The sequence below is a fragment of the Alteromonas sp. AWM4_230 genome (genome assembly GCF_056158305.1).
The window spans coordinates 3,006,944-3,031,239 of sequence record NZ_JBSWTB010000001.1; the positions used below are offsets into that span (position 1 = coordinate 3,006,944).

Consider the following 24,296-nt stretch of genomic DNA (forward strand, 5'->3'; position numbering starts at 1 on the left):
TATATGAAACATATCGCGTGGCGAAAACTCACCATGGCATCGCTATTTGTAGGCGCTTGTGCTGCTTTTTTACCCAGTGCCTATGCTGAAACCAAGGTGATAACTGCAGAAAATGTTGAGTGGGGCTATTTGAATCCGGCACGGGGTGACAAAAGCCCGGGGGCGGCCGACCTGTGGGGAGATAGAACCAAAGACACAGCTACCGGTATGCTAGTGCGATTTAACAAAGGCTTTGAATCGCCGCCACACATTCACAATATCACCTATCGCGGTATTGTTATTGAAGGTGAAATGCATAATGACGACCCAAATGCCGCTAAAATGTGGATGCCAACAGGTTCGTTTTGGACACAACCTGCAGGCGAAGATCACACTACCGCAGCAAATGACAAGACTAACCTGATTTACCTAGAAATTGACGAGGGTCCGTATTTAGTTAAACCGTCAAAAGAACATTTCGACAATGGTGAACGACCAATCAATATTCATGCAGATAATATGGTATGGCTGCAAGAGAGTGACCTGGTCAACATTGCGGCTGACGGCGTATCCGCCACCTATCTATGGGGCGATACCAATAGTGTTTACGGTACTTTAGTTAAACTGCCAAGCGGCTTTGAAGGCTCAATAACATCTAACGGTGATGAATTTAAGGCGGTAGTAATAAAGGGCAGCCTAAACTATAAGCAAGATAGTAAGGCTAAAGCACTTGCCCTTGATGCGGGAAGCTATATTGAATCATCTACGCCAACAACACACGAAGTCCTTAACGCGAGTGATGCTGACGCCATCGTTTATGTCAGAAGCTCATCTAAGTATCAAGTAAAGAACTGAAGTACACGGCAATAATCAGGAGGGCTGCACTTAATGTGCAGCACCACCAAACTATCGCAATACTGGTGATTTCGATACTCGTCAAGGCCAGGCATAAGGATGCAATATGTAGCGTCCAGCCTAAAAACTTGGTAAAGGATGAAGAGGGTAATATTCGTAACACCCCCACTAATATCCTACTCTTCCCTGCCTGCTTAGCGTGTTTATTCATTGCTAACATCAAACACAAGAAGCCTAACAGTTGTAGTGTAAAAACCAGCGTTATCATTACTGCTCCTTATTTATGTAAGGGCTAGGCGCAGAGCTTTTTGTGGTCATTTCCCTATTCGTAAAACGTTGGCCTATCCTCTTTGCTGCCCAAAGCAAGATGATACCTGAAACGAAAAATACAGGAAGGAAGCTTAAATAAACGCTATCCAAATATTCGATACTGTTTGCCATTCGGTCTCTAAATAACACGAGTTCTATAGCAACGGTGACAAAACAAAGCCCGCTTGCTAGCGCGAACTGCTCCTTCCAAGCAACTGAAGCTTTTGCTCGCCAAAATGCGTGCACCGCACTTAATGCCCACACCGTGAAAAATGCGTTTACTTCTAATTGGGCGCGACCTGCAACATCGTGTCCTATCAATTTGTTAGCAATGAAAAACGATAGGCTGGCCAATATTAAGCCAGCAACAGCTGTCACATTGCCTTTTTCCACAAGCGCCAAAGTGAACGGGTTTAGCCTTGCGCTTTTCTTCCGCTGAGCTACCCAAATGATATTGCCAGTGGCTATAAGCGCGCAGCCTAAAATACCTAATCCAAATAGCAACCATCGCATGTCAATAGGGGCAAAGTTAGCCTGATGAAGCCCGTATAGAATACGTCTTATTTGAGCTGGAATGGTTTCGTCATCGTAGCCTTTAAGCGATTTACCTGTATAGGTTTCAAAAACTAAACGATCTGCACGGTTTGATACTGTTGTGGCCTTGCTACGCTCTACAATCATTCGGCTATTTTTATACCCTACGCCTTCAACGGTAATTCTTGCTATTGGGTTGGGCTCGCGCCACTGATTAGCAATTTTTTCTTGTATAGGGGCAAAATTAAGCGTAGGGAGCGGCTTTGAGGACGGCACGTTTAACAAGTGCTCGCTACCAATAACTTTTTCATTTAGCTGCAGGCTCGGCAGTGAAGGAATAATCTGGCGATTTACGCCTCGCTCTCCCCGCTCGAAGTTAGCGTTAGCGGTATAGGGCAAATACATAATCGCGTAAATGAAAATGCCGCTTAGGCAAATCATAATACAAAAGGGAATAGTGAGAATTCCGGCTAAGGCATGAAAGTCGGTGGTCCACTTTTTTAGCTTTTGAGGGCGAAGCGTGAAAAAGTCCTTAAAAAACCTGCGGTGTGTATAAATTCCAGTAAAAATAGCAAGCAACATTGCCATTGCGGCGATTCCCGCAATGTACCGCCCGCCATAGCCTCGAAGTTGCAATGTGTAGTGAAAATTCCTGAAAAACAAGCCGCCTTTTGTTTCTGTTTCATTTTCTCTTACAGCGAGTTGATTATTGAAGGTCACGGTTTGTCTTTGCTTACCCTCACGCCATTGCACACTCCAAAGTGCAGAACGCTCTGAAGGCAAGGCTATCCGCCACTGTTCAGCTTCACCTGCATGTTTATTTAAATAAGTAAAAGAATGGGCGATTATCGACTGCTGACTTTGAGAAAGGCTTCCTCGTTCAGGCATCAGATAGCGCGTTATTTCCGGTGTGAAATAGCTTAGCGTGCCAGTAAAAAATATGGCGAAAAGCAACCAGCCAAGTACTACACCTAAATACGTGTGCAACCAGATCATACTTTTTCTGAATGTAGCTTTCATAATGGGGTGCTTAAAGGTGAAACTAAAGGAAGCGCTAAGACTAGAATGGCAGAAAAAGTAATTAAAAGCGCGCACCACTTCAGGGTGTGTTTAATAGCAAAGCTTGCGATAAATACAGCAAAAAACACAAAATAGCTTGCCATACTGCCACTTAGTATTGCCACGCCCTCTTGCTGGTTTAATGTATTGAAAAATATAAAAGCGAAATAAAAGCTTATTAGCGCAGAAACGGCATAGCCGCCCAGAATGGCGGCTATGCTACGCAGCGCAACGTCTACGTTGTTATTCAATGTGCTTACTCTTTTTTAGAAGCGATATGCAACTGAAAGTTTCGCATTACGCTCTTCGCCAGGCAAACCACCTAGGTACATAGCACTGCTGTAATAGTCAGTATTATCAAGGTTACGAATGTTCAGCTGTACGTCCCAGTCGTCCGATACATAGCTAACTGCCGCATCCCAAACTGTGTATGAATCTACGAACGCGTAGTCAATGCCAAATGCAGAAGCTGAGATGGTACGCTCGTCTTCATAGGTTACACCCACGCTGAACTTAACTGGCGCAGGTAGCGCTTCAAAGCTATGGCTATAAGTTAGCCATGTGCTTGCAAATTTCTCAGCAATACCTTTGGTTTGTTCTTCATCAGTGCTCGATGCAAATGCACCAGGTTCAGTACGCGGCTCTTGGTAAGTACCGTTTGCATTAAGTGACCACTGCTCATTAATATCGAAGTTAATATCGACTTCAACACCCGTAGTACGATCTTGCTCGTCATAGTAAAACTCAGGAACATCAACATTGTATGACGGATCTTCAATATTATCTTCATACAGTGGGTTGGTGTATTGAAGGTTTGTACGCGCTGTATCAAACACAACTACCGAGCCAATGACCTGTTCGTTTAGGGCGGTAAAACGCACGCCTAAATCCCACGACTCTGATTCAGAGTCAGGTCGGTTGTTTTCTTCTGATAGAGAACCTAGTGTGCTGTATGCAGTGCGACCTTTTGAGTGGTTAATGAAAGTACTTAGACTGTCGCTATACATGTAGGTTAAGCCTAGGTTGTAGGTGAAACCATCATCGTTTGCATCGTACTCTGGGTTACCGTCGCTAAATTGGTTCTGATAGGTTTGCTTTACGCCACCGTATGCTCCACCAATACGTGCAGTAAAGTTATCATTCAAATACAGAACTTCTTGGAAGCTCACGCCCCAGCTAGATACCTCTTTATCGTATTTACTACGAAGCGCTGGATTATAGTCTTCAAATGTACCTGTAGGCCAATTCGGGTTACGAATATCTAAGATGTAAGGTACGGCATCGCTTCGTGTATCGTCTGCATCCCAAATAGACCATTGGGTATATTCCACATCCATATTTTCGTAGTTAGCACTAAATAGATGCTCACCACGAATGTCGCCTAACGACCAAGTATTGGTCAGGTCAATAAAGTATTGCCAAACACTTTCTTCTGCTTCAATTTTGCGATATTCCTGTCGGCGCGCTGCGTACGGATACAGCACATCGTCAATAACAAGCGGCGCACGAGGCTCTAAATTGGTAGTGCCGTTGCGGTCAACATAGACATAGTTGTAAGCACTCGTCTGGCGAATGTACGAGGTCTCATAGGTACGGTATTGCAGTTGCTGAGTTAAAGACCAATCGTCGTTAATCACTAGGTCTTGGCGAAGCTTCACGCGGAACTCTTCACCTTCATTAGGACGTGAAATTGGTGATATAAGGCTGGTATCGCCTAAGTCAAAAGGCTGAACGCCATCGGTAGAAACTAGTGTTGCAGCTAATTCGTCGCGCTGTGCGTCGGTTAGCTGTAAACCACCTGATTCTGCAGTATCGTTAACTAAGTCAGCGCCAGTTAAGCTACCTGCATCGGTATCAAACATGGTTAAGTCGATTAGACGAACCGGATGACCTACCGAATCGATTTGTACAGCATCGTCAATATATGCCGCAGACAATAGGAACTGGTTATCACTTGATGCGACGTATTTAAGAGATGTGTAAAGCTCGCTTCGCTCATCGCTAAGCCCGCGATAGCCGTCAGATTGTTCACGGTTTGCTACAACTCGATAAGCAAGGTCCTTATTAATCGCACCTGTTGCGTCAGCCATTATTGAATAGCTATCCCAACTACCTACAGAGGCTTTAACCTCATAGGCTTCTTGGAACTGCGGCTTCTTCTCAATAAGGTTGATAATACCACCCGCTTCGCCCATGCCGTATAGGCCAGTAGCTGGGCCTTTAAGCACTTCAATACTTTCAATATTAGTCATTGAGCGGGTTGGGTTATAGCTGTTGCCCAAGTCAGCACCAGCGTAAATGCCGTCAAAAGTGTAGTTAACACCAAGGCCGCGAATCGCTAAATTATCACCTACACCGTAGTTGTTACCGTCTTGGCTCAAACCACTAATGTTGCGAATACTTTCTTGCAGCGTATCAACACCCTGCTCTCTTAGTAAAGTACCGTCAACAACAACGATAGCCGCTGGCGTTTCCATTAGGCTCATATTCGATTTAGTGGCCGTACCCGACTCTAAAATAAGTCGATTGTGGCGACCGTAAACAGTAATGACGTCTAAATTCTCTTCTGAACTCTTTGCTTGCTGATCTACAGTTGTTTCAGCATCGCTGTCTTGCGCCAGTGCCGACATGGCAGTAACTGTAGACGTTACAGATAAAAGAGAGAGAAGAATTGCATTAGCAACTTTACTTTTTTTGTGTGAAATGTGGTTCATTTTCCGCCCAAATCTAAATGATAATAGTTATCGCTTTTGATAAGGGCGCGAATGTTAAGGGGGGATGTTTAGTAAATCAATATAAAAATAGACTTTAGTTCAATTTTTCTTAAAAAATACTTAAATTCTGCACATTTTTACGTTTGGCCAACAAATTACTCATGGTTTTCAAACAACTGGACAGTTTCTTAAGATAGTATAAGAGTTTCGTTTTTTTACTTTCAATTCATTGTTCTGCGCTGCAACAGGTACTTAGCAAGAACTTCGTAACCATTTTGCCTAGCAAGTTCCTCTGGTGTATTGCCATCATAACCTTTCAAATCTAACCTAGCTCCTGCTTCCACCAACACTTTTGCTGCCTCTAAATGCCCATGCCACACTGCGTCATGAAGCGGTGTATACCCGTTGTTTGGCCCTTGCGTGTTAAGTACTTCATGAAAGCCAGGATATTGACTAAGTAACGTCAGCATGTCTGCACGCCCAAAATATGCGGCTTTGTGTAAAGCAATTGCGGCCATGTAGGCGCCGGTAAGCGTTTGATCTGCGCCGTTATCTAGCAACAGCTTTGCTACTCTCAGGTAGCCTTTCATCGCTGCAAGCAGCAGCGCGCTATGAAAATCACTGCCTTGTTTCAATACGGGCGCAACCGCATTAACGTCATACCCTTTTTCTAGTAGCACTTTTATTTCAGCTACCATTTCTTCTTCAGACAGCGCTTGGTTAGCAACAACCATATAAATGGCTGCTTTTTCTTGTGCTTGCTGCAGCGTTTTTGCTTTATGAGCCGCGAATAGCGCGTTAATAGTGGCAACATCCTCATTTAACGCTTTATCGTTTGCTTTTGCACCGCTTCGATTAAACCCAAGGGCTGTAGCGCCTGCCGCTGAAATAACGGTGGTATCGATGTCAGGCAAACTTAATAAATATTCCACTGCGGGAATATTTCTGTGCCACACGGCCAATAGCAGTGGCGTTCCGCCCAAGCGTACTGACTGCAAGTTTACGAATGCTCCCTTTTCTACAAGCAGTTTAACAAGGTCTAAGTTTCTTCCTTGAACAGCTAGATGAAGCGGCGCTACCCCCATTAATCTATCGAGTCCGTTAACATCTGCGCCGCTGTCTATAAGTGCCTTAACACGCTGTATATCGTTATCCCACACTGCTTTGTGCAGCGGTGTTAGGTTCTGATTTATGTTGCTTTCAAACTTACTTGAATAGAGCGCCCCAGTTGCCTCGTTTGCCACGGCTTCGCTAAACGAAGCGGTAATGCCCATGGCAGAGAGCACTATTAACGCCAGAGACTGACACGCTTTTCTTGTATTTGGGATAGGTTTATTCATTGTCTCGCCTAACTTTTTAAATGCTTTTTGTCTTGGTTTTAAATTCTGGTTTTGAGTTTTTAGCACGTTGTTAATCCCTACAAAGGACTAACAACGTAACTGTCGATGATTACTTTACCTTCGGTATCAATATGCACATGCCAGCGCTCTTTTACCTGTAGCTCAACCGATTCCCCTTTAAAGTCAGACGACTCAAATGTGTCAGCGCGAAGGTTAATTCGAAGGTCTACTATAAATCCATTGGGCTTCGCTGAATCAGCATCGGGTTTGATATCAATTTGATCTACACGGTGCTCACAGTTAGGTTTAAACGTCTTGCGTGCCCACGCGTACCAGTCGTTGAATCCAGCATGGCCTTGAAATCGTCCCTCTGGCGCTTGCCAGACAACCTCCTCGCTGAGATTTGGTAGAAACGCTTCACTTGACGCTGGTAATTGATCGAACTGCCCAAACCACGTCGTTACAAACTGTTTGATACGCAATTCTGGTGAGTTCATCAAAACATCTATAGCATCGGCTACCCGCTTACCATGTTGGTCACCACGGGCCTGAACGTCTGAAAGCGTGTTGTAGACACCTTCAATGTACACCATGCGATGGCTGTAAATTGGCTTGTGGTACTGCATTTTTGCAAGATAAGCGAGCTGTTCTAGCGGGCGTAAAAACTCTTCCACACTGAAGTGGTTATAGCCTAGCGGTCCATAAGACTCTTTTGGGCCACCTACCGAAATGGACAGTAAAAAGTGCTTATTCGCCAGCTTGTCTCCTTTAGGGCCAAACGCAAAATTATAAGTAAATACTTGGTCAATCCAGCGCTTAAGTAAAGCTGGTACAGAATACCAGTAGAAAGGAAACTGCAGCACAATTACCTCAGCTTCAAGCAAGGCTTTTTGCTCTGCCTCTACATCAATTGGGTTGTTAGAATAAAGGGTGTCCAAACGTCTAACTTCAATGTCGTTTATGCGCTTAGTCAGGCTTTGCAAAATAGCACTATTAGCATTGGACTGGTCTAAATTAGGATGGCCGGAGATAACTAATACTTTACTCATTATTTCTACCTTTGCGTGATAATTTTATGATTGGTTCAAAGTGAACAGATAGAAGTTTATGCTTGAATGACCTTTAGTTTTAGATGATGATTAACTCAAAGATTATTAGTTTAAAACTAACAATTAAATTCTAGATATAATTTTGGGCTTGAAACCCTTTGACCAATTTGTCACTTAGACTTTCAAGAGGCGCTATAAGTGAACGGCACCACATTTCAACAACTTATTGTTTTTCATGCTATTGCCGATGAAGGCAGTATTAGTGGCGCTGCTCGCCAGTTAGAAATGGCACCGCCGTCTGTAAGCCACGCGCTTAAATCTCTAGAAGCAAGTGTGGGCGTTCCTTTGTTCAATCGAACCACGCGTAGAGTTGAATTAACCGATGCGGGAAAGTTACTTAAGCAGCAAACTCATCATGCTATCGACACGTTAGATATTGCATTTGAAGAGGTCAACGCCCTTAGCTATACCCCTAGGGGCACGGTTCGTATTACCACTCCCCGCTTCGCCTTCCAACAGCTATTGGCGCCTTATTACCAAGAGTTTTGCGAGCGCTATCCAGACTTAAAGCTTGAGGTATCGATAAACGATGCAGCCGTAAATTTGATTACCGATGGGATGGATGTGGGTATTCGCTTTGGTGATAGGATAGAAGAAGGCATGGTGGCAAAGCGATTAACTAAAGCCACTAAAGAATGTTTGTTCTGCTCACCCCACTACGCTAAAAAGTATGGCCTTCCCTCGTCTATTGATAGCCTTCAGCAACACAAGCTCATTCAATATCGTTTTATTACCTCTAACAAACTTGCGCCACTTCATCTGTGGCAAAACCAGCAAGCTGTTAGTGTTTCAATGCCGATTGCTATGGTAGTCAACGATACAGATTTGATGATTGATGCTGCCAAAAAAGGGTTAGGTATAGGAAGAATTGTTGAACCTATGGTGGATGAATTATTTGAAACTGGCGAGCTTATTCCCGTACTTAAAGAGAACTGGTTTCCTTATTCAGGGCTGTTTATGTATTTTCAGCAACATAGTCAAAAGGCCCAAAGAATTAGGGCCTTAATCGACTTTCTTGAAGAAAAACACGCCGTTTGACACTAGCCTGTTGTTCTTTACTGTGCATCAAATCTCAACAGGTGTTAGTAGCTTGTTTGCTTTCAGTGCACTAGCGTATCGTTTTTAAGCTGCTGCAGATCCGCTAAGCGGTCTTTCGCACAATAATAACGCAATAAAGCCCTTGCTAAGACTTTATGGGTAACTGCCCTAATGCCGCTGCGCATGCCAAGCCAATGGCAAACGTCATCGCCACACTGGTGAAGGTGCCCAGAAGCACATATTCAGTTAACTTCCTGTCCTGGTGTTTAGTGAGGTCGCCAAAGCGAAATATGGATTTGGCCGCAATAAGAAAGCCTATGGCAGAAAACTGATTTAACAATACAAAGGTAAGCATGAGCACGCGCTCTAAATAACCAATTCGTTGACCTGCCAGTGATAAAGTTTGTTGTGCCTCTGTACTTATTGTGGGCGGATCATTTGGGTGAGAAGACGGCATTTTGTTAGCTAATACTTCATCGCTCCAAGGCGACAGCAGCTGTTTAATAATAACTGAACTGGGCTTGAGTACCGCCAAATAGGCCAAGGCCACTAATAGATGCGATGTACCTATCTGCTGAAGTAGTCCCACTGCCTCGCGCCACTGATTGGTGGCATACAAAAATACGCCTAAGATCACGACAATGTGCGCTATTTGATCGACAACAAAAGACGTGGTGTTTTGCTTACAATACGATTTAATCACGTCAATTTTGAAGTGAGAAACGGCGACTACAATTGCACCAACACCTATACTTGCGATACTTATCGTTGATGAAAACAAGAACATTGCTGCTGCCGCGAGTATACCGTGTATGATTGCGTGTAGGTATAAAGGCAAAGCCAGTGCGTGTCGTTCGTTTCTTTGCTGTACCCAGGTAAACGGTTGAAAATAAAAGTCTGCTAATAGATGCGCTAACACGAGTGCCACCAGCATTTGAGGTTCAGCAAGCATTTGGCTCTCCTGTTGCGAGCATTATGTTTTTTGTATAACCCGTCATCACGTTAGTCTTCCTTGGTCAATTGTTCCGTTTTTAATGAGGCTCCATCTAGAGCCCATAAAATGAGCGCTTTCTCCATATAATCGAGATATTCTGCTATCAGTTTATAGTTACTGGCATTGAGAATTCGACTTACATTACTGCGATTTTTACCTAGTATGGCCGCTACACTTTCATGGCTCTTATCCGTGGCTTCAAGATACGCGAGTAAGGTTTGCGACTGGGTTTGTGTCAGTCCATTGATATGCGCGTCGGCAAAACGTGTTAAGAGCTGCGTTTTGTCGTCGAGTGTTTGTTCACCGCTACAAAAAGTAAGATGGTGCGGCTTTATGTTATCTAACCCTCGTCCTGACAACACAAATGCGTCTCCAGTGCCCGTTTTTACGTCTGAAGGGCGAAATTGCGCTTCTCCCACAGCAACACTCATTCGCACGTCTACGCCTGAAGCGTGCGCCTTGAGTGCTAGCCGCAATCCAACTGCGGCTGCAATGCTATACTGTGGTTGTGCAACAACTAGCTGGAATGCGTCTCCTCGATAAATATCAAAGTCTCCACCGTAGTACTCGGCGTAGTATGTTAAACGCTCTCTCAGCGTAGCAATTATCTCTCTGAATTCAGCATCAGAATAGGACTGAGAGTTGGAGACGTCACCGGTAATTACACCAGCGCGCTTTTTTGTATCACTTGATAAAGCACTCTTTCTTGTCATTTCACTATGCGCCGCGTTGTCTTTTCTGCTTTCAATAGACACTTTTTCCCGTTCAGAGGTCCACTATGACACGCTACCATCTCAAATTCAAAAACAATCACACAGTGAAATGTGATTATTATTAATCACAAAACCACATGTGAGTAAATTAAGTAACGCAAAGCAAAATATAACAAAGAACGTGTAGCAGTTGTTGATTAAGTAGAATACTTACTCTACCCTAAAGTAGAATATTTATTCTACTTAAAATCTGTTTAATTGGTTAACAAGCGATTTACCAAGTAGACGAAAATAACAAACGCTTTCGAGGAGACCCGGTATGACCGCGTCCAAACAATCTGAGTTAGCTTCGAAACTAGAGCAAGCTTTCGCCCTTTACGGTTTCGCAGAGCCTAATGTGGCTAAACTCAAGGACCACACTGGCACCACACTAAAAACCTTGTACAAATACTTCCCTTCAAAAGAAGACATGATTATTGGCGCGCTTGACTATCGTCACAGCCGTTACATCGCGTTTCTGGAAGAAAACTGCCCCTCGCCGCGTAACGAAGCAATTAACCACATATTTGAGCGCTTGTCGGTATGGCTAACGACATTCGCTCCCAGAGGTTGCATGTCATTGCAGGCTTTGGCGAGTTACCCCAATAACCTTCACATTGAAACCGCTGTGAACAACCACAAACACGCGGTGTTAACGTGGCTGAATGAAAAGCTCGAAGACCCAGCCCTTTCAAACAGCGTGTTCCTGCTACATGAAGGCATGTCATCAGCGTGGCCAACGATTGGTGATAAAGCATTAACTGCAGCGAAAGGCGCATTAACAGTGCTACTTGATTAGCCCTTCTTAGTACTTGCATTAACCATTACCTTTCTCTTTAAAAGCAAAAATTCTGGAGGACAATATGAAATCATTGCCAAGTAAAATGTACGGCGTACAGTTAACCAAGCATGGCGATCTCGACGCACTTACATTTAACGAAAACATACCTATGCCTACACTCAGCGACAACGATGTACTTATAGAAGTACGCGCTGCGGGGGTAAACAACACCGATTTAAATACGCGAAAAGGTTGGTATTCCAAAGGCGACAATGACGCTGAAGATGCTAGTTGGGGTGGTAACGCGCTGGCTCTGCCACTTATACAAGGGGCTGACGTGTGTGGCTACATTGTTGCTGTGGGTAAAAATGTTAGCCAAGAACGCATTGGAGAGCGAGTGATCATAGAGCCATGCCTGGCTGAAGTAAACAGTCAAAAGCTTGATTCGCCTTGGTACTTCGGCTCGGAATGCAATGGAGGTTTCGCACAGTTTACTAAAGTCGCATCGCGCCACGCCCATGCCGTAAACTCAACCATGACAGATGAGGAGCTAGCGTCTTTTCCCTGCTCTTATTCGACTGCCGAAAACTTGCTACACCGTGCAAATGTGAAAGAAGGTGAACGGGTATTCATTACGGGGGCATCGGGTGGCGTAGGCTCAGCGGCAGTTCAGCTAGCGAAAGCGAGAGGCGCATACGTAATAGCGGTAACAAGTGAAGAAAAACGTGAAACCCTTCAAGCGCTGGGCGCGGATGAAACCGTCCTGCGCGATGGTGACTGGGCAAGCCTAGCAGAACCCGACGCTTTCGATGTGGTAATAGACCTTGTTGCTGGCCCCCGCTGGCCTGAACTCCTCGATGTCCTTAAACCGTTTGGACGCTACGCTACCTCTGGCGCAATCGCCGGCCCTGAAGTGACGTTAGATGTGCGTACACTCTACCTAAAAGACTTAACCCTTTTAGGGTGTACAATTTTGGAGAGTGAGGTGTTTGAAAACTTGGTAAAACACATCGAAAAAGGAAGCATTACACCGCTTGTATCTGCTACCTACCCTCTCGCTGAAATTTGTCAGGCACAACAAGACTTTGAGAAGAAAAAGCATATTGGCAAGATGGTACTGACAGTTGGAGAAAACAAATCCTAGTACGATAGGTTCAATTTCGCTAACGTTATTTACATGGTAAGTGTCTTGGAGCCGGACTGCGCTAAACAAAAGTGTAAAGTAAAATGTAAGAGTTTGACGTTTATACGGACTAAAGCTTAGCGCAGTTTCTTCCAGACGCTTTAGCTTGATAAAGGGCTTGGTCTACCTGCTGAACCAGCGATAAAGCGCTCTCTTTGCTTTGCGGAGCATCATCATGGCGTGATGGATTCAGCTCCATAGACGCCATACCGATACTTACCGTAAGTTTACCGTCATAGTCCGACGCCTTATGTTGAATATCCAAAAACTTCACGTTCCGAATAATTCGTGCAGCGATAGCGTGGAGTTCATCAAGCCGAGTATTAGGTAAAATAACGGCAAATTCTTCACCGCCATAGCGGGCAACTAGATCGTCGCTACCTAAGCAGCTATTAGTTAATGTATCGGCAATTTTTTGTAATGCTTTATCGCCAGCCACGTGACCATAAGCATCATTAAACTGCTTGAACAAATCCACGTCAATAAGCAGTAAGCTTAGCGCCGAGCCTTGTTCTTCACATCGCTCCACATCTCGCTGCAACGTACTGTCAAATAACCTTCTGTTTGCAATCCCTGTTAAGCCATCAATATTCGCTAAACGTTCTAGTTGCTTGTTAGCTTCAAGCAGATCGGTTTGCGCTTTTTGAAGCGCTTTTCGGTTGCGTAGACTTTTTAATGTGTTACCAAGCATCTCGCCTATTCGGCGCAAATATTCAATATCAAATGCGTTCCATGAGTATGGGCTGCCTATAATGTCACAGCCAATGAAACCGTAAATAGTATCGTCCACCATAATACGGACACACAAAATAGAGAAAATTCTCTCTTCTTCAAAAACGAGTTTTTCCGCCGCAGCCTCTTCAGGAAGCGTCGTTACATCATCAACTTTAAACATTCCATTAGAAATATGGGAAATGAAAAAGGGTAGCGAACTCGTTGGCATGTTCTGAAGTTCATCAATAAAAGGCGTTACACCTGCGGCAACCCATTCGTGAGTATTAGACATACATTCACCATCATCGCTAAACTCAAAAAGGTAGCATCTATCTACATCACAGAACTTACCTAAGGCAGCCAAAGCTTGATCAATAATGCCGTCGAGTTCATACACACTGGCTGTAATGAGCTTGGATGAAAAATTAGTGAGAAGCTGATTAAAAACTATATGCTTGCTCACTGCTGAGCTTTTACCGTTATCGCTAAATAATGCCGTAAAGTTTGTTTGAATCTGTAACACAATCCATTCCCCCACGGGAGTGGTGATCACACCACTTTCAACAAAACAGTTCATTGTCCTAGAACCTGTTTGAAGTCTGTAGTGCTGCGCTACTGCCTGCCCCTTTTCTGCAAGGGCAAATGGCGACTTACCTGGGGAAATCATTTCTTTTGTTTCGAGGTCAAAAAAAGTAAAAGAATGCGTATCAACAAAAGTAGATTGTCGTATCCCGAAATCCCGTTCAAAGCCCTTACTGACATGAATGCTGGTGGACTCTGGGCACTTGAATAAGATGCTCGAGGGCATTTGTCTCAGAATGGAAAGTATATCTGTCGTATTCAATTTGAATCTCACGAACTTCTATTCAGTAAATGTAGCAGTTAATCTTTAACTAGTGAAAAATCTATTTATCCCACGACGTGCACCGGCACTTCATTAAACTTATTTAAGGAAAAAGCGTAATGATAAGTATAGCGATCATTAAATTGGAATTAGTAGGCGAATATGGGAAATTCAATTGTTGAATTAATGGATAACATGTACAGCGAGAACGAAAACACTACGTCACTAGGTGAGGTAATAGAACGCTTCGAAGACAGGGGCTTTGGTCCCCTTTTATTGATGCCAGCCCTGATCGCTCTGCTTCCCACTGGCGCCATCCCAGGCGTACCCACGCTGTGTGGAATCACTTTATTTTTTATATGTTCACAAGTCGCCATAGGAAAAACCAGTCCGTGGCTTCCAACATTTATTAAAAATAAAGAGGTGTCTACTAACAAACTAGATAGCGCAGTTGAAAAAGCCAAGCCTTATGCGCAGAAAGCTGAAAAGCTATTAAAACCTAGGCTTACCTTTCTTTCACATACCCCATCAAAGAATATTATTGCGGCATATTGCGCGATTGCATCACTTTGCATGATACCTCTGGAGGTACTGCCCTTTGCAGTAGCCTTGCCCGCTTTTGCGCTATGTATTACCGCGCTTGGAGTAACTAACCGTGACGGCGTCTTTCTTATTGTTGGTATGCTTCTTCAATTAGGCACCGGATACTTAGTATTCAAGGCACTGGCGATGATGTAACACTGAGTACTAACTAGAGACCCCCTACTTTAGGCGACAACCACTTGTTTTTTCGTGGTTTTTACGTACTATTCGTGAAATTAAAAAACTGTACTTTGGTACAGATTATTACTTTCATTAGAATAGAGCCGAAAAATAATGAAGAGACTTATTGCCGTATCTCTTGCTGTATCATTTGTTTTCCCCGCGTTTAAAGCCTTTGCTGAAAACTGTGTATTCAGCTGCCCTATTGGATTAAGTGGGCAAACCATAACTCGCTCCATTTATACGCTGAATAATAACCCACAAACAAAGTTTGCTAATTGGGTGGCGTATCATGTTACGCCCGAGACTATCGATGGCCCATCTAGAAGCCGTAACTGGAAAGCAGACCCTGAGTTGGATGATGAAAGCACTTTAGAGCCCAATGACTATAAAGGTGCGTGGCGCGGTATAGGCACAGACAGAGGTCATCAAGTTCCTCTTGCCTCCTTTAGTAACTCACCAAATTGGCGAGAGTTGAATTACCTTTCAAATATTACGCCTCAAGACTCTGATTTGAACCAAGGTCCATGGGTTAAATTAGAAAATGCTGTACGCAGCCTAGTGAGAACAGGGCAAGATGTGTATGTGGTTTCAGGCCCACTTTACGAAACATTTTTCGCTGCGTTGCCCGGTGCCGATGAGTTACACAGCATCCCTAGCGGTTATTTTAAAGTCATCGTGAGTGAAGTTAACGGTTTAATGGAGGCCTCTGCATTCATCATGCAGCAAAACGCTTCTCGCCGCGATGATTATTGCGCAACGCAAGTTACCATTGACGAAGTAGAAGCGAGAACCGGGTTAGATATTATGCCCGTTTTACCCGATGAAAGTGAGGAAACCATTGAAGGAAGGCTCGGCAGGCTAGCGATGCGACTTGGCTGTAGCTAAACTTTTCATGGGCATACAAACGTAAAGCTATCATTAATAGACAGCCTTTTTATTTGCTAACTAATTACTTTTAAAAGGTTGCAGTAGCAAGGCGCGAATTGAAGCATTTTCTTTTGTCGCAGGTACATCCTGTTGGCCTATGGAAAGTGTTTCGTCGCTTTGCTTCGCTCTAGGGGTAAAACTTTTAAAAAGCCTGTCCCACCAAGATACACTAAAGCCATAGTTAGAATTTGATTCTGCCTTTGCTTGGCTATGATGTATGCGATGCAAACGCTGGGTAATAAGCACCCAACCCACTCTGTCGTCCCACTTTTGCGGCAATCGAATGTTAGCGTGGTTAAATAGCGCAAACCCATTTAGTGCAACTTCGAAGATAACTATAGCAATGGCTGGTATGCCTAATATCGCTACTGCCAAAGCCTTTACGCCTAGGCTAATAGCAATTTCCACGGGGTGAAATCTAAGGCCTGTAGTGGTATCGACATGGCTGTCGGCGTGATGCATTTTGTGAAAACGCCATAAAAGTGGCACCGTATGAAACAATCGGTGCTGCCAGTAAATGAGCATATCTAGTAGCAGTACACTTGCCACCACAATAACAACAAAGAAAGCGCTGTCGTATTGGCCATTATTCAATTGGCCAGTGGATGAAGAAGCACTGTATGATTGCTCTAGCATGAAGTTAAACAGCCCAACACCTTCTTGCTGAGCCCATATCGACACGCCTACTAAGGTTGCTGGAAGTAAAACTCTCGATACAAGTGCGCCCATCACCACCATGGAAAGGTTTCCTATCCAGCGTGTTTTTCTATTTAGCACAGCATTGCGCGCAGGAAACAAGGCTTCAAGTACTGCCATAAAGGCAAAGATACCTAGAAATACACTCAGGCGAATAACAGATGCATTATCCACTGTAGCTCTCTTTTCGACTCGATTTCATATTTACTTCTTAACGACTAATTACGCTTTGAACTCGTAGAAGGAGCAGTTCTGGCCCCTTCCTTTATCAGTTGCAATGCCCTAAACCTGATCAGTTGTCGAACACTGACTTTGTTCTTCTACTTTATTCAAGGTACTAAACCCACCCGCAATTCGTGTGACCACCGTTACGGCACAAGCAGCGGCAAAAATATAAGCAAGTGCAGCGAAATGCTCAGGCCAGATGCAAAAAGCAAGAAACATAAGAATAGTTTCTGTACCCTCGGTTAACCCCTGCATATAGTAAAAGCTCTTGTTAGCGAACTGGGGTCTGTCGATATGAAATTTTTCAGCTGCAATGGCAAAAGCCAAAAAGCTACTGCCCGTACCGATAAATGTGGCAAGTAACACCATTGCGGGTATGCCCCAGTTATTAGGGTCAGCAATACCAAATGCTAACGGAATAGATGCATAAAACAAAAAGTCTAAGCATATATCAAGAAACCCACCTGCACTGCTGCTACTTTGTTGATAGCGTGCTAACTCACCGTCAATACCGTCAAATACCCTGTTGAGTATAATGCAGCTAAGTGCCATTCCCCACCAGTTAAGAATAATAAAGGGGACGGCAAGAATACCCAAAATAAAGCCTGCCACGGTAACTTGATTCGGGCTGATGCCTCTTGCATTCAGTGATGTGATCAAAGGCTTTAATAGCGGTTTAATAAAGGGGGTAATTTTCGCATCTAGCATGGTAATAACTCTATTATTTGACCGCCGGCAGCAAGGGCGTCCTCTTTGTCGTGTGTTACAAGTACTGCGGGAATGTTTCGCGCTTTAAGCTGCTTAAATGTCCAGCTTCGAATTTGCTCACGAAGGGCGAAATCTAGCTTACTAAAAGGCTCATCTAACAATACGACGTCAGGTTGCGAAGCGAGCGTTCTTAGTAACGAAACACGGGATTGCTGCCCGCCTGATAATGAAGTGACTGCACGCTCCCCTATGCCTGCTAAGTCGACAGCGCTAAGCATTTCTTCGATAGCCTCCATTTTAGTCTTTCGATTTGAATGGCTGTTTTTAGGCATGGCGAAGGCAATATTTTCTGCAACCGTCATGTGCTCAAATAACAAGGCGTCTTGAAACATTATGCCTACTTTACGCAAATGAGCTGCTTTATCGTTTACTACAACACCGTTAATTTTAATGATACCGCTAAAACTGAACGGCGCGTTAAGTTGACCAGTAATTGCCTGCAGTAAAGTAGACTTTCCGGCTCCACTTGGCCCCATTACCGTTAAAATTTCTCCGTCCTTCACACACACATTCACTTTCAATAGTGTGTGTTGTGCATGAGAAACCACTAGGTTTTCTAAACTAAGCGCCATGAAATACTGCTCTACTCTTTTTCTCTGAAGTACGTACTTTGTTACTTGGTTTTACTAACGCGGCGGGTAAATACCACGCCATCACAAAGCCAACTAAAGGCATAATCGCTTGGATAATAACGAATACCGCCGTTAAGCGCGTACTGCTTCCCGACACTGAAGCCACGGCTTCTGTAGTAATAGTGGCAATAGTGCCCCCGGAGGCCAATAACGTGGGCAAGTACTGGCTGAAACTTATAGCAAGCCCCAGCGCCCACGCCACCATAATGGCTGAAAACAGGGATGGTAATTTAATATGGTAGAACACTTGCCAAGGCGTTTTGCCTAGACTTTGTGCAACCATTGCGTAGCGAATATCGAATTTGCGATAGGCTACCGCCATAGACAAAAACACGTAGGGCACCACATAAACCATATGAGCAATATAAGTATGAAACCAAACAGCGTCTTGCAGCACAAGCTGCTGGAACCAAACCAGTCCATATAAAAAAGCCACACCAGGGACCAATAGCGGCAAAAATAACGAGATAGAAAACGCCCTTTCAGCATTTTTACCTGCGGGTTTAAGCAGCTCACTTTCCAGTGTAAATAGTACTAACCCCAATGCTGAAGTACTTACCAATATTCCAAGTAATAAACTATTAGAAAGTGGCGTCGCAAGGGTTTCCAGTGCTGTTCGCCAATGTAATAGCGTGGCACCTTCTGGCAATAAATCAGGGTAATACCACTGCTTAGCGATTGAGTACATAAGTACCGAATAAACCACTGCGCCAATCAAAGCAATGTATAGCACTACAGTGCTATAAGCGGCGCATTGCACAAGGCGATCAAAAAAACGCCTGTTCCCTTTCGCAAGCCTTTTCCTTCCCGCATATATCACTATACGCTCAACACCTAACAACAGCAGTAAAGCCAAACCACTAACGGCAACCTGAAGCACGGCTGCACTGCTTGCCAATAGGCGCATAGATAAATCGATATGATTAAACCAATGCATAATGGCTACGGCCAAAGTGCTGGGGTTATTTCCCCCTAATATAAGTGGAATTTCCACGTTAGAGGTGGCAAAGACCAATACTGCTAATATAGGTAATCTGATTTGTGTGAAGACAGTGGGCATTACAAGCTTAAAAAAGGTTGCCACGGGGGAATATCCAAGCGCCGTGCCCACTTTGATATAGCCAGAAAGTTTACTTTTCACTAATGGCTGGGACATCACACTTAACGCCATTAAAAGAATGAACGGCAGTTCTTTTAAGCTTAACGCCAGCAGAACGCTTAGCCCCCAAGAGTCATAGGGGAAAAAAGCGTCGTATGGGAAAAGCGCCTCGCCACTACTAGGAATAACCGTATTTGTTCCTACTGCTGTTATTCGCGCAAATATGCCTGACGGGCTGAATACAAATAGCAAGGCAATGGCTGCAGCGGCGTGTGGAAAAACAAGAAACGGACTTAATAAACCTTGAATTTTGTTTAGCCAGTTCGATTGATAAAATGAAGCTAGTAATAAAAACGCGCCAGCCATGGCCAGCAATGTAGACCCCACCCCGGTAAAAAGTGAAAGCCACACCATCTGCCAAATATCATCAATAGCAAATAACGTTCTAAAAACGTCGAGTGAAAAGCTGTTTGCGCCTATTGCAGGAAAATAGCCTAACGCAGGAAATGCCACGCCAACTAGACCGGCTAAAACAGGAATGCACAGTAAAAGTAATAAGCACCAGCGTGCAACACGTGTAAATTGAGCGAACATCAGTAGCGCGCTCCATAGCGTTCGTACCATGCCTCTCGCAGCGCATCGGTCCAGCTTGAATGAGGCTCGGCCAGCAGTATAGTAGCTTGCGATTTATCTAACGCTGATGAGTGAGTGTTACTTTCAACAAACAGTGCTTGGTTTGGCGCTGAAAGGCTTTCAATATCAAGCACGGTATCGTCGCCCCACACTTCTACCTTCTGTTTTTTAGCTTGTGCCTGTGGAGAGAGCAGGAAGTTAACCACCGTTTTGGCCGCCGCTTTGTTTTTTGAGTTATAAGTAAGGCCTACAAAATGAACATTTGCCAAGCTACCGTCTTGCATAACATAGGTACGAACATCGTCAGGTAAATCGAAACGCGTTACCGCAGAAGGAATTTCCGAAGCGGTAAAAGAGAAGGCCATTGAAAGCTCCCCGGTTCCCACCAAGCGTTGTAATTGGGAGGCTTGACGTAACATGTGCTTACCCTGTTGCCACATAGTAGGATGCAGCGCGTCAAGATACGCCCACAAACTCGGTAAAACAGCATCAAGCGATTCATCATTCGCTGGCTGATAGAAAAGGCTTCGCTTATCTTTATTAAGTGCAAGCGCTGAATACTTAATAAAACTAATACCTAAATAATCACTCGGTACTGGGTAGGTAAATCTACCTGGGGATTTTTGGCTAAATCGTAGAAGCTCTTCAATGGTTTTTGGCACCATAAGCCCTAGCGTATTTAAGTGTGCGCTACGGTAGTAAAAAACCATAGATGCTTTGCCCCAAGGCGCCTCCATTCCTAACGTTGGCTCACCGAAGTCTGTTGTTACAGCGGGGTTTTGATCTGGATTGGTTAGGCTAAAATTGTCAAGTTCACCTACCCACGAAGTACTTAACAAATCGTGCTTTTTCATCGCAGCGAAGTTTTCGCCATTTATCCATATAAGGTCAACACTCCCGTTTTTGTGATTCCCTGCCGCCTTTTCGGCCAGCACACGAGACACTGCGTCACTGGTGTCGGCCAGTTTTACATGCTGTAGTTCAATATTAAAACGGGCTTTAACTTGCTCGGCTACCCACTGAAGGTAGCCATTGACTTGGGCGCTGCCACCCCAGGCATGAAATCGAACAAGAGGCGGTTTTTCGCTGGCTGCTTCATCGCTGGCGCTGCCCACCGCCGGCTGGGCCTCAACAAATACGGAAAAAATGACTATGCAGGTAAAAAAGAATACCTGCATGGGGGTAAACAAGGGTCTATTTGTTCTTAACTGTGCCGCAGCTTGCCACTCTGAATTCATTTGCGAAGCATTCAGAGCTCTAGCATTAGCGTTAGCGTTAGAGTTAGCGTTAGCGCTACTGTGCCGCATTAAGCGCCCAGTCATAGTTTAGGTATTCGATATCGGCAGTGTTATTTTTTAACGCAGAAACTTGTGTTTCAGTTAATTGCATTGCGTCTTTATACAGCAAGATAAACTCGTTGAGCGTCGAAGTATCACGCCACTCGCCGTTTTTACCTTCAAAATCCTCACTGTACCAATCAAATATTTTTGATAGATACAGTGTGCCTTCGGTCATTTTATTACGAGAGGTGTCAGCCAAAAATCGCTTAGTTTGTGCCTCTAACTGCGAGTCCAGTTTGTCTGCTGTGTATGCTTCTTCACGAAGCGCTGGGCAACCCACGCTTGCGCAATTCACCGCAAAATGTATGCGAGGCTCGTTATAGTTTTTTGTAGTTTGGTTTGTACCGCGAATAAGTTCGTGTTCAATTTCATCTAACGTACGGGCCTTACCAAGCAGCGGGGCTATCTCTTTTTTCCAAGGTGAAGAAAAGAAACTGCCCAAATCTCGAATGGAGTCAATAGCTGGGTACTCAGTTAGAATAAGTTCGATAGTGTAGGCGTTGTACGCGTTAATAAGAAAAGCGAGCTGTTTATCCTTATTCCATGAATCGAATGTACTTTGCTCAACCTTAGCCAATCGCGCTAAATACTCGTTAAGCCTAGTCTGCTCTTTTTTAAAGCCATCGTAATTTACCTGAGTGCTAGCGCCATTTGAAATCGGCGTTACATACTTACTTAATAAATTATCGAACGTGCTATGTAGGCCTTCTTCAGCGCTAGCATAGAAACTTACGCTTGCAGCAAACAGCGCTACGCTGCCTACTGCTACACCACGTAACACTTTACTACTACGTGATAAACGGACGACTTTACACATGAAAGGCGATTGAGTAGTTTTCACTTCTATTACCCTCTGCGCCATGTGTGGAATTTCTCAACGTAGCTTAAAAGTTTTTCAGGAGCATTAGCGCGCTTCCAGTTCCCCGCTGCGTATTTCGCACCTTCTGCCCATGTTGGGTAGGCGTGAATAGTGCCAAGAATTTTGTTAAGTCCTAAGTCGTGTTTCATAGCAATAACGAATTCAGCGAGCAGATCGCCTGCGTGCTCAGAAACAATAGTAACGCCCAGTATTTTATCTTTACCCGGCGGTGTAAGCACCTTTATAAACCCTTTACGCGCACTTTCGGCAACCGCGCGGTCAAGCTCAGCAAATTCGTAGCGCGTTACTTCTACATCAATCTCTTGTTCAGCAGCATCTCGTTCACTAAGACCTACCCTCGCCACTTCAGGGTCAATAAAGGTTGTCCAAGGAATAACGCGATAATCCACTTTAAACTTCTTAAAGGTTCCGAAAAGCGCATTTACTGCCGCATACCACGCCTGGTGAGCGGCTACGTGGGTAAACTGATACGGACCCACCACATCACCTGCAGCAAAAATATTTGGCATAAGCGTTTGCAAGTATTCATCAGTTTCTATGGTTCTATCGAACTGAATACCCAATTCTTCAAGACCAAACCCATTTAGACGCGCCTTTCGACCAACCGCCACGATCACTTCGTCATAGGCGATAGTTGATTCAACACCTTCTTTAGCAACCACTAATACTTTTTCACCGTCTTTCGTTTCAAAGCGCAATGCGTCATGAGATGTCAAAACATTAACTCCGCTTTCACGAAGTACAGATTCAGAATATTCGGCTACATCCGCATCCTCGCGGCCCATTAAACGGGGTGCACGTTCAACTTGCGTTACCTCACTACCCAGGCGAGAAAATGCCTGTGCCAGCTCACAGCCGATAGGCCCACCACCCAACACTATTAAGCGCTTTGGCGCTTCTTCAAGGTCAGCAAATTTAGACCATAAGGTGTCAGAAGTGACATAACCGCTTTGTTCGATACCAGGCAGGTCCGGAACAAAAGGCGCTGCCCCTGTGGCAACAACAATGTTCTTTGTTGTTAGCGTTTGGGTGCCGCCATCATTCTTTTTAATCTCTACTGTCCAGGGGTCGATGATCTTTGCATAGCCTTTCACTACATCCACACCTAAACTAGTGTAACGCTCTACACTGTCGTTGGGCGCGATAGCCGCAATGACTTCATGCACACGGGCCATCACTTTTTTAAACGACATCGCTGGTGTTACCGGCTCTAAACCATAGTTATCGGCATGGCGCATTTGGTTTGCTACTTTCGCCGTTTTTATAATGGCTTTACTGGGTACACAGCCATAGTTAAGGCAGTCGCCCCCCATTTCCCCTGCTTCTACCAGCGTTACTTTTGCTTTCACCGCTGCGGCGATATAGCTGGTAACTAACCCACCTGCACCGGCGCCGATCACAACTAGGTTACGGTCAAATTTCTTTGGTTTCTTGTAGCCTTTATAGACGCGGCGGCGATTCACTATTGCCACAATGCCTTTAGCTATCCAAGGGAATATTCCCAGCAGAACAAATGAAAAGATAAGTCCAGGCGATACGATGCCTGACAGGCTGTCAATTAGCGCAAGCTGCGTACCTGCGTTTACATAAACAGCAGTGCCAGCAAGCATACCTATTTGGCTTACCCAGTAAAATGTCCAGGTTTTAAGTGACGTCAGCCCCATTAACAGGTTGATTAAAAAGAACGGAAATACCGGTACTAAACGCAGCGTAAACAAGTAAAACGCACCTTGTTTTTCTACGCCCTCATCTATCTTTTTAAGCTTTTCTTTAAACTTGTTGCGTACGGTATCTCTTAGGATGAAGCGCGCGACTAAAAAAGCTAACGTAGCACCAACACTTGATGCGAACGACACAATAACTAAGCCCTGCGCCAGCCCAAACAAGGCACCTGCAGCTAAGGTCAAAATTGCTGCACCTGGCAGCGACAGTGCGGTAACCGCCACATAAATAGCAAAGAACACCCCAATGCTTAATACAGGGTTTTCTTCTATTTGCGCTTGAAACGTATCGAGTGAGTCCTTCATCCCCTGAAGGGTTAGATAGCTATTCAAATCAAAATAGAAAAAGCTAAATATAGCGGCGGCAATAACCCCTAAAAGCGCTATTTTCTTAAACATAAAAAT

General features: G+C 44.4%; 22 protein-coding genes. 6 read left to right on the top strand and 16 right to left on the bottom strand.

Going from position 1 to position 24,296, the window contains the following annotated elements; all coding sequences use genetic code 11:
* The first annotated feature begins 3 nt into the window (after positions 1–3).
* On the top strand, positions 4–834 hold the full coding sequence (locus tag ACXACS_RS12975) for a DUF4437 domain-containing protein (protein ID WP_474807126.1): 831 nt from the start codon (positions 4–6) through the stop codon (positions 832–834).
* Here the strand turns inward: ACXACS_RS12975 and ACXACS_RS12980 are convergent.
* The 6 genes from ACXACS_RS12980 to ACXACS_RS13005 all read right to left on the bottom strand — a co-directional run bounded on the left by ACXACS_RS12980 (position 812) and on the right by ACXACS_RS13005 (position 7,839).
* Positions 812–1,102, bottom strand: a complete 291-nt coding sequence (locus ACXACS_RS12980) for a DUF3325 family protein (protein WP_474807128.1) — start codon at positions 1,100–1,102, stop codon at positions 812–814. The two genes, ACXACS_RS12975 and ACXACS_RS12980, sit on opposite strands and share 23 nt — an antisense overlap.
* Positions 1,102–2,673: a PepSY-associated TM helix domain-containing protein gene (locus ACXACS_RS12985; protein ID WP_474807130.1), complete on the bottom strand. Its 1,572-nt coding sequence runs from the start codon at positions 2,671–2,673 to the stop codon at positions 1,102–1,104. Before ACXACS_RS12985 ends, ACXACS_RS12980 begins: the two co-directional genes overlap by 1 nt.
* A 20-nt stretch (positions 2,674–2,693) precedes the next feature.
* A complete protein-coding gene (locus tag ACXACS_RS12990) occupies positions 2,694–2,987 on the bottom strand; it encodes a hypothetical protein (RefSeq protein WP_474807132.1) in 294 nt (97 codons plus the stop codon).
* Between the two features lie 15 nt (positions 2,988–3,002).
* Positions 3,003–5,366, bottom strand: coding sequence for a TonB-dependent receptor (locus ACXACS_RS12995; RefSeq protein WP_474809271.1), 2,364 nt, complete (start codon positions 5,364–5,366; stop codon positions 3,003–3,005).
* A 305-nt stretch (positions 5,367–5,671) separates the two neighbouring features.
* Entirely contained in the window at positions 5,672–6,790 is a 1,119-nt protein-coding gene (locus ACXACS_RS13000) for an ankyrin repeat domain-containing protein (protein ID WP_474807133.1), read from the bottom strand.
* A gap of 77 nt (positions 6,791–6,867) precedes the next feature.
* Positions 6,868–7,839, bottom strand: a complete 972-nt coding sequence (locus ACXACS_RS13005; protein ID WP_474807134.1) for an NAD(P)H-dependent oxidoreductase — start codon at positions 7,837–7,839, stop codon at positions 6,868–6,870.
* Positions 7,840–8,037: 198 nt separating this feature from the next.
* On the opposite strand from ACXACS_RS13005, the gene ACXACS_RS13010 reads away from it, so the two are divergent.
* Positions 8,038–8,937 carry a LysR family transcriptional regulator gene (locus ACXACS_RS13010; protein ID WP_474807136.1) on the top strand — a complete coding sequence of 300 codons (900 nt, stop codon included), beginning with the start codon at positions 8,038–8,040 and terminating at the stop codon, positions 8,935–8,937.
* 145 nt (positions 8,938–9,082) lie between these two features.
* On the opposite strand, the gene ACXACS_RS13015 is transcribed toward ACXACS_RS13010, so the two are convergent.
* Both ACXACS_RS13015 and ACXACS_RS13020 read right to left on the bottom strand, forming a co-directional pair.
* Positions 9,083–9,889: a DUF3307 domain-containing protein gene (locus tag ACXACS_RS13015; RefSeq protein WP_474807138.1), complete on the bottom strand. Its 807-nt coding sequence runs from the start codon at positions 9,887–9,889 to the stop codon at positions 9,083–9,085.
* 50 nt (positions 9,890–9,939) lie between these two features.
* Positions 9,940–10,686 carry a hypothetical protein gene (locus tag ACXACS_RS13020; RefSeq protein ID WP_474807140.1) on the bottom strand — a complete coding sequence of 249 codons (747 nt, stop codon included), beginning with the start codon at positions 10,684–10,686 and terminating at the stop codon, positions 9,940–9,942.
* A gap of 277 nt (positions 10,687–10,963) precedes the next feature.
* Between ACXACS_RS13020 and ACXACS_RS13025 the strand changes: the two genes are divergently transcribed.
* Positions 10,964–11,482: a TetR/AcrR family transcriptional regulator gene (locus ACXACS_RS13025; protein ID WP_474807142.1), complete on the top strand. Its 519-nt coding sequence runs from the start codon at positions 10,964–10,966 to the stop codon at positions 11,480–11,482.
* A gap of 64 nt (positions 11,483–11,546) precedes the next feature.
* Complete coding sequence (locus ACXACS_RS13030) at positions 11,547–12,608, top strand: alcohol dehydrogenase family protein (protein WP_474807144.1); 1,062 nt, start codon at positions 11,547–11,549, stop codon at positions 12,606–12,608.
* Between the two features lie 109 nt (positions 12,609–12,717).
* Here ACXACS_RS13030 and ACXACS_RS13035 read toward each other — a convergent pair whose 3' ends face one another.
* Positions 12,718–14,028 (bottom strand): sensor domain-containing diguanylate cyclase, encoded by a 1,311-nt coding sequence (locus ACXACS_RS13035; protein ID WP_474807146.1) that lies wholly within the window; start codon positions 14,026–14,028, stop codon positions 12,718–12,720.
* Positions 14,029–14,367: 339 nt separating this feature from the next.
* Here ACXACS_RS13035 and ACXACS_RS13040 point away from each other — a divergent pair, with 339 nt between their 5' ends.
* Positions 14,368–14,943 carry an exopolysaccharide biosynthesis protein gene (locus tag ACXACS_RS13040; RefSeq protein ID WP_474807148.1) on the top strand — a complete coding sequence of 192 codons (576 nt, stop codon included), beginning with the start codon at positions 14,368–14,370 and terminating at the stop codon, positions 14,941–14,943.
* A 138-nt stretch (positions 14,944–15,081) separates the two neighbouring features.
* Positions 15,082–15,855, top strand: coding sequence for a DNA/RNA non-specific endonuclease (locus tag ACXACS_RS13045; protein WP_474807150.1), 774 nt, complete (start codon positions 15,082–15,084; stop codon positions 15,853–15,855).
* Positions 15,856–15,915: 60 nt separating this feature from the next.
* On the opposite strand, the gene ACXACS_RS13050 is transcribed toward ACXACS_RS13045, so the two are convergent.
* The 7 genes from ACXACS_RS13050 to ACXACS_RS13080 all read right to left on the bottom strand — a co-directional run bounded on the left by ACXACS_RS13050 (position 15,916) and on the right by ACXACS_RS13080 (position 24,290).
* Positions 15,916–16,767: a sterol desaturase family protein gene (locus tag ACXACS_RS13050; RefSeq protein WP_474807152.1), complete on the bottom strand. Its 852-nt coding sequence runs from the start codon at positions 16,765–16,767 to the stop codon at positions 15,916–15,918.
* Positions 16,768–16,875: 108 nt separating this feature from the next.
* A complete protein-coding gene (locus ACXACS_RS13055; RefSeq protein ID WP_474807154.1) occupies positions 16,876–17,526 on the bottom strand; it encodes a CDP-alcohol phosphatidyltransferase family protein in 651 nt (216 codons plus the stop codon).
* Positions 17,520–18,158, bottom strand: a complete 639-nt coding sequence (locus tag ACXACS_RS13060) for an ATP-binding cassette domain-containing protein (RefSeq protein WP_474807156.1) — start codon at positions 18,156–18,158, stop codon at positions 17,520–17,522. The genes ACXACS_RS13055 and ACXACS_RS13060 overlap by 7 nt, the downstream gene beginning before the upstream one ends.
* Positions 18,148–19,911, bottom strand: a complete 1,764-nt coding sequence (locus tag ACXACS_RS13065) for an ABC transporter permease (protein WP_474807157.1) — start codon at positions 19,909–19,911, stop codon at positions 18,148–18,150. Before ACXACS_RS13065 ends, ACXACS_RS13060 begins: the two co-directional genes overlap by 11 nt.
* Positions 19,911–21,257: an ABC transporter substrate-binding protein gene (locus tag ACXACS_RS13070; RefSeq protein WP_474807159.1), complete on the bottom strand. Its 1,347-nt coding sequence runs from the start codon at positions 21,255–21,257 to the stop codon at positions 19,911–19,913. The genes ACXACS_RS13065 and ACXACS_RS13070 overlap by 1 nt, the downstream gene beginning before the upstream one ends.
* Positions 21,244–22,107, bottom strand: coding sequence for a DUF547 domain-containing protein (locus tag ACXACS_RS13075; RefSeq protein ID WP_474809272.1), 864 nt, complete (start codon positions 22,105–22,107; stop codon positions 21,244–21,246). Before ACXACS_RS13075 ends, ACXACS_RS13070 begins: the two co-directional genes overlap by 14 nt.
* Positions 22,108–22,136: 29 nt before the next feature.
* On the bottom strand, positions 22,137–24,290 hold the full coding sequence (locus ACXACS_RS13080; protein WP_474807160.1) for an FAD-dependent oxidoreductase: 2,154 nt from the start codon (positions 24,288–24,290) through the stop codon (positions 22,137–22,139).
* Positions 24,291–24,296: the final 6 nt, after the last annotated feature.

Coding starts and splice junctions, on each gene's coding strand:
- ACXACS_RS13075 (WP_474809272.1), bottom strand. CDS start 22,107: ATGTGTAAAGTCGTCCGTTTATCACGTAGTAGTAAAGTGTTACGTGGT.
- ACXACS_RS12975 (WP_474807126.1), top strand. CDS start 4: ATGAAACATATCGCGTGGCGAAAACTCACCATGGCATCGCTATTTGTA.
- ACXACS_RS13055 (WP_474807154.1), bottom strand. CDS start 17,526: ATGCTAGATGCGAAAATTACCCCCTTTATTAAACCGCTATTAAAGCCT.
- ACXACS_RS13000 (WP_474807133.1), bottom strand. CDS start 6,790: ATGAATAAACCTATCCCAAATACAAGAAAAGCGTGTCAGTCTCTGGCG.
- ACXACS_RS13030 (WP_474807144.1), top strand. CDS start 11,547: ATGAAATCATTGCCAAGTAAAATGTACGGCGTACAGTTAACCAAGCAT.
- ACXACS_RS13065 (WP_474807157.1), bottom strand. CDS start 19,911: ATGTTCGCTCAATTTACACGTGTTGCACGCTGGTGCTTATTACTTTTA.
- ACXACS_RS13005 (WP_474807134.1), bottom strand. CDS start 7,839: ATGAGTAAAGTATTAGTTATCTCCGGCCATCCTAATTTAGACCAGTCC.
- ACXACS_RS13045 (WP_474807150.1), top strand. CDS start 15,082: ATGAAGAGACTTATTGCCGTATCTCTTGCTGTATCATTTGTTTTCCCC.
- ACXACS_RS13035 (WP_474807146.1), bottom strand. CDS start 14,028: ATGATTTCCCCAGGTAAGTCGCCATTTGCCCTTGCAGAAAAGGGGCAG.
- ACXACS_RS13060 (WP_474807156.1), bottom strand. CDS start 18,158: ATGGCGCTTAGTTTAGAAAACCTAGTGGTTTCTCATGCACAACACACA.
- ACXACS_RS12995 (WP_474809271.1), bottom strand. CDS start 5,366: ATGTCGGCACTGGCGCAAGACAGCGATGCTGAAACAACTGTAGATCAG.
- ACXACS_RS13080 (WP_474807160.1), bottom strand. CDS start 24,290: ATGTTTAAGAAAATAGCGCTTTTAGGGGTTATTGCCGCCGCTATATTT.
- ACXACS_RS13015 (WP_474807138.1), bottom strand. CDS start 9,889: ATGCTTGCTGAACCTCAAATGCTGGTGGCACTCGTGTTAGCGCATCTA.
- ACXACS_RS13070 (WP_474807159.1), bottom strand. CDS start 21,257: ATGCGGCACAGTAGCGCTAACGCTAACTCTAACGCTAACGCTAATGCT.
- ACXACS_RS12980 (WP_474807128.1), bottom strand. CDS start 1,102: ATGATAACGCTGGTTTTTACACTACAACTGTTAGGCTTCTTGTGTTTG.
- ACXACS_RS13025 (WP_474807142.1), top strand. CDS start 10,964: ATGACCGCGTCCAAACAATCTGAGTTAGCTTCGAAACTAGAGCAAGCT.
- ACXACS_RS13040 (WP_474807148.1), top strand. CDS start 14,368: ATGGGAAATTCAATTGTTGAATTAATGGATAACATGTACAGCGAGAAC.
- ACXACS_RS12985 (WP_474807130.1), bottom strand. CDS start 2,673: ATGATCTGGTTGCACACGTATTTAGGTGTAGTACTTGGCTGGTTGCTT.